We start from the raw sequence: 5768 nt of genomic DNA, 5'->3' as shown, positions 1-5768 counted from the left end.
TGCCGCCGATCGGGGTGCCGCTGCCGTACGTACAGGGCTATGTGCTCAACCGCTGGCAGCAGCCGGTGCCGATCGGAGTGGTGGGCGAGCTGTACCTGGGAGGGGCGGGGCTGGCGCGGGGCTATGTCGGGCAGGCAGCGTGGACGGCGGAGCGCTTCGTGCCGGACGGGCTGAGCGGGCAGGCGGGGGCGCGGCTGTACCGCACGGGCGACCTGGTGCGCTGGCGGGCGGATGGGCAGTTGGAGTTCATCGGGCGGCGCGATGGGCAAGTGCAGGTGCGGGGCATCCGCATCGAGCTGGGCGAGATCGAGGCCGTGCTCGGCCAGCATCCCGAAGTCGCCGAGGCCGTGGTAGTCGCCAGCGAAACAGCGCCCCACAACAAGCGCCTGATCGCCTTTGTGGTGCTGGAAGGTATCGACGACGTGACGGGCGACGACCTGCGCAGCTTCGTGCGCGAGCGGCTGCCGGAGTACATGGTTCCGGGCAGCATCGTGGTGCTGGAGGGCATGCCGCTAACGCCCAACGGCAAGCTCGATCGCCACGCGCTCGACGCCCTGGCGCAGCGCGAGCATAGTGAAACGGCCTACATCGGCCCGCGCACCCCGCTGGAGGCGCAGCTCGTCACGATCTGGCAAGAGCTGCTGCGTCCCAACACTGCCACCCCGATCGGCATCTACGACAACTTCTTCGCCCTCGGCGGCCACTCGCTGCTCGCAACGCAGGTGATGTCACGTCTGCGTGATACGTTCAAGGTCGAGCTGCCGCTGCGCGCCCTGTTTGAAGCGCCAACCGTCGCCGATCTCGCAGCGGCGATTCAGCCGTCGGAGCAGATCGCCGCCGGGACGGCGACCGAGGAGCCGCGACCGGCCCGACGAGATGCGCGCATCCCGCTATCCTTTACGCAGCAGCGCCTATGGTTCCTGAGTCAGCTTCAGCCGGATAGCGCATTTTACAATATCGTGATCGCGATTCGGATCGGCGGGCGGCTCAACTGCGCCGCGCTTGAGCAGAGCCTGGCCGCGATCGTCCAGCGTCATGAGATTCTGCGGACGACCTTTCAGGTGGTTGACGGACAGCCGACGCAGGTCATCTCCGGCATCCATCTCTTTCGTCTGCCCGTTCAGGATCTCCAGACGCTCCCCGATGCCGAGCGGGAAGCCCAGGTGACGCGGCTCGTCGAGCACGAGGCGCAGCAGCCATTCAACCTGGCAGAAGGCCCGCTGTTCCGCGCCGCGCTCCTGCGGCTGCGCCCGGAGCAGCACACGCTCTGCCTAAACATGCATCATATCGTCGCGGATGGGTGGTCGCTGGGTATCTTCTTCCGCGAGCTGTCGGCGCTCTACGAGATCTACAGCACCACTCCGCCGTATGCAATCGCCGCCCGGCTGGCCGCCGCGCTGCCGCCCTTGCCGACCCAGTACGCCGACTACGCGATCTGGCAGCGCCAGTGGTTGCAGGGTGAGGTGCTGGAGCGGCAGCGCGGCTACTGGCGACAGCAGCTTGCCGGTGCGCCACCGCACATCGATCTGCCGACCGATCGACCACGGCCAGCCGTGCAGACCTTCCACGGCGCTGAGCGCTCGGTCGTGCTTCCGGCGACGCTGGTATCCGCGCTAGCCGCCTTGAGCCAGCAGGAGGGTACGACGCTCTTTATGACGCTGCTGGCCGCGTTCAAGATCGTCCTTTCCCGCTACACGGACCAGCGCGACATCGTGGTTGGCGTGCCGATCGCCAATCGGAATCGCAGCGAGATCGAAGGGCTGATCGGCTGCTTCGTCAATACGCTCGTGCTGCGCACCGACCTGTCGGGCAATCCCACCTTCCGCGAGCTGCTGCGCCGCGTCCGCGAGACGGCGTTGGGCGCGTACGCCCATCAAGACCTGCCGTTCGAGAAGCTGGTCGAGGAGCTGCGCCCGGAGCGCGATCTCAGCCGCACGCCGCTGGTTCAGATCACCTTCCAGCTCCTCAACCGAGCATCCAGCACCTTTGAGCTGACGGGACTCGATGTTCGCTCGACCGGCGCTGCGATCAATAGCGCGAAGTTCGACCTTGAGCTTCAGATGATCGAGCAGGGCGGGGAGATCATCGCGGCTGCCGTGTATAACACAGATCTCTTCGATGAGACGACGATCGTGCGGCTTGTCCAGCGCCTTGAGATCGTGCTCACCGCCGCCGTGGCGCATAGCGAGCGTCGGCTGAGCGACCTGCCGCTGCTGACCGACGCAGAGCGACGGCAGATCGTGGAAGGCTGGAACGCGACCGCTCACGATCTGCCCGCGCAGGCCACCATCGTGGAGGCATTCGAGGCGCAGGTCGCCCGCGCGCCGGACCACATCGCCGTGATCTACGAGACGACATGCCTGACCTTCGGCGATCTCAACACCAGGGCGAACCGGCTGGCGCATCACCTGCGGCAGCTTGGCGTCGGCCCTGACGTGGTTGTCGGCCTGTGTGTCGAGCGCTCGGTCGATATGCTGGCCGGGCTGCTCGGCATTTTGAAGGCGGGCGGTGCCTACCTGCCGCTGGACCCGTCCTATCCGCCGGATCGACTCCGCTTTATGCTGGCGGATAGCGCGGCTCCGGTGCTCGTCACACACCGCCGGTTGAGCGACGATCTGGCGCTGCACGCCGACCATATCGTCCGCCTGGACGCGACGCCGCTGGAATGTTATCCCGCCGTCGATCCGCCGCCCGGCACGACTTCCCGCAACCTGGCCTACGTGATCTACACCTCAGGTTCCACCGGGCGGCCCAAGGGCGTGCAGGTCGAGCATCGATCGGTGCTCAACCTGCTGACGGGCCTGCGCCACACGATCTATGCGGCGTGCGGTGAGCAGCGCCAGCGGATGCGGATTGGATTGAACGCCTCGCTCGCCTTTGACTCGTCGGTGAAGCAGGTGATCCAATTGCTGGACGGCCACACGCTCGACGTGCTGCCCGAAGCGCTGCGCCGCGACAACCAGGCGTTTGTCGCTTACCTGCGCGATCATCAGATCCAGGTGCTGGATTGCACGCCCACGCTGCTCCAAACCTTACGTGCGGCGGGGCTGCCCCACGAAACCGCCCTGAAGCTGCTGCTGGTGGGCGGAGAGCAGATCGACCGTGAGCTGTGGAACGCGCTTGCGGAGCATCCCGCGCCGACGGCCTACAACGTGTACGGGCCGACCGAATGTACCGTCAACGCGACCGTCTGCCCGATTGCGGAAGACAGCGAGCCGATGATCGGACGAGCGCTCGCCAACACGCGCGTGTATATCCTTGACTCCCGGCTCAACCCGGTGCCGGTGGGCGTGGCGGGCGAGCTGTACCTGGGCGGGCCGAGCGTCGCGCGCGGCTATCGCAACCGGCCCGATCTGACCGCCGAGCGCTTCCTCCCCGATCCGTTCAGCGGAACTCCTGGCGCGCGGCTGTACAAAACCGGCGACCGCGCCCGCTACCGAGCGGATGGCCGGATCGAATTTCTGGGACGGCTGGATCAGCAGGTCAAGCTGCGCGGCTTCCGCATCGAGCTCGGCGAGATCGAGGCCGTGCTGCGCGAGCATCCTGCCGTACGCGAGGCGCTGGTGATCGTCCGCGACGATCCCGCGCGCGCTGGCGCTGCCGCCGACCGGCGACTGGTGGCGTATGTGGTGGGAGAACAAGAGAACAAAGGAACAAAGGAACAAAGGGGTGAGGGCCTGATCCCCGCCCTTCGCGCCTATCTGAAAGGCCAGATGCCCGACCATATGCTGCCCTCGGCATTCGTGCTGCTGGATGCGCTGCCGCTGCTGCCCAACGGCAAGCTCGATCGCAACGCCCTGCCAGCGCCCGATGGATCGCGACCCGATCTTGATACGGGCTATGTCGCTCCCCAAAGCCAGCTTGAGCGAGTCATCGGCGACGTCTGGCAATCAATCCTGGGCGTCAAGCAGGTTGGCCGCCATGACAACTTCTTCGACCTGGGAGGGCATTCCCTGCTGATGGTCCAGGTGCAGGGCAGGCTCCAGGCGATCCTGGACAAAGATGTGCCATTGGTCGATATGTTCAGGTACGCCACGATCAAAGACCTGGCCCACTATCTCCACCAGGATCAGGCACCCTCCTTCGAGTCCAGCCGCGACCGAGCAAAGACCCGTCGCGAGTCGCTGATTCACCAGCGCCAGCTGCGGCACCACCAGCAGGCATCGCGCAGAGCACAAGGAGTCCGGGATGAGTAGCGCGGACGGGTTCAAGACGGACATTGCGGTGATTGGCATGGCCGGTCGCTTTCCGGGCGCGGCAGATGCCGACGAGCTGTGGCAGAACTTGCGCGACGGCAAAGAGAGCATTATTCCGTTCTCGGATGACGATCTGGCGGCAGCCGGGATCGATCCGAGCGTGCTTGCCGATCCGCAGTATGTCAAACGCCGGGGCTTTCTGAGCAACATCGCGGCCTTTGCGGCGTCGTTCTTCGGCTTCACGCCGCGCGAGGCGGAGATCACCGATCCGCAGCAGCGCTTCTTTCTGGAATGTGCCTGGGAAGCCCTGGAGCACGCGGGCTACGACTCCGAGCAGTTTTCGGGTCTGATCGGCGTGTATGGCGGGACCAGCTCCAACAGCTATCAGCATCTCGTGCATGCGCATGCCCAGACGCTTAAGGCTGTCGGCCACCTGCAGGCCGACATCGGCAATGCGCGCGACTACCTGACGACGCGCGTCTCCTACAAGCTTAATCTGCAAGGTCCGAGCGTCGTCGTGCAGACCGCGTGCTCCACCTCGCTGGTTGCGGTGCATATAGCCTGCCAAAGTCTGCTCAGCGGCGAGTGCGATATGGCGCTGGCGGGCGGCGTCTCGATCCAGGTGCCGCAGCAGGCGGGCTACTTCTATCAGGAGGGCGGCGTTGCCGCGCCCGATGGCCGCTGCCGCGCCTTCGACGCGCGGGCGCAGGGAGCGGTGCCCGGCAGTGGCGTGGGGATCGTGGTGCTCAAGCGGCTTCAGGACGCGCTCGACGCCGGCGATACGATCCATGCGGCGATCAAAGGCTCGGCGATCAACAACGACGGCGCGACCAAAGCCGGATTTACCGCGCCCAGCGTCGACGGGCAGGCGCGCGTGATCGTCGAGGCGCTCAGCCTGGCGGGCGTCGATCCCGAAACGATCTCGTATGTCGAGGCCCACGGCACCGGCACGGTTCTCGGCGATCCGATCGAGATCAAGGCGCTGACCGAGGCCTTCCGCACCGGGATCGACCAGACACAGTTCTGCGCGATCGGCTCCGTGAAAACCAACCTCGGTCATCTGGACGTGGCCGCTGGCGTGACCGGCCTGATCAAGGTGATCCTGGCGCTCAAGCATCGCCAGATCCCCGCGAGTCTGCACTTCGAGACGCCCAATCCCGCGCTCGATCTCGCCAGCAGCCCGTTCTTTGTCAACACCGCGCTCAGTGAGTGGCGCTCGGCAGGGCCGCGCCGCGCCGGTGTCAGCTCGTTTGGCATCGGCGGCACGAACGCCCATGTGATCGTGGAAGAAGCGCCGCCGCTCGCGCCCACAACGGCGGCACGGCCCTGGCAGGTGCTCGTCATCTCCGCCAAAACGAGCACCGCGCTTGAGCAGGCGACGAGCAATCTGGTCGCGCATCTTGAGGCCAATCCCCAGCTCGATCTGGCCGATGTCGCGTACACGCTTCAGTGCGGACGGCGAACCTTCGAGCATCGCCGGATGCTGATCTGCCGTGATCGCGACGATGCGCTCGACGCCCTGCGGCGGCACGATCCCGCCCGGATCTACACTGCCTGGCAGCCCGACTCCGA

The 5768-nt window shown here is 66.0% G+C and carries 2 protein-coding genes; both read left to right on the top strand.

Annotation, left to right across the window (positions count from 1 at the left end; translation table 11 throughout):
• Positions 1-4196 (top strand): amino acid adenylation domain-containing protein (locus VFZ66_25240; GenBank protein ID HEX6292516.1); only part of this gene is annotated, 4196 nt, incomplete at its 5' end.
• Positions 4189-5768 (top strand): beta-ketoacyl synthase N-terminal-like domain-containing protein (locus VFZ66_25235; protein ID HEX6292515.1); only part of this gene is annotated, 1580 nt, incomplete at its 3' end. The genes VFZ66_25240 and VFZ66_25235, both read left to right, overlap by 8 nt.

The organism is Herpetosiphonaceae bacterium (genome assembly GCA_036374795.1).
Lineage (GTDB): Bacteria > Chloroflexota > Chloroflexia > Chloroflexales > Kallotenuaceae > LB3-1.
Note: the sequence above shows the minus strand (reverse complement) of the source record. Positions and strands in the feature narration are given on the sequence as shown.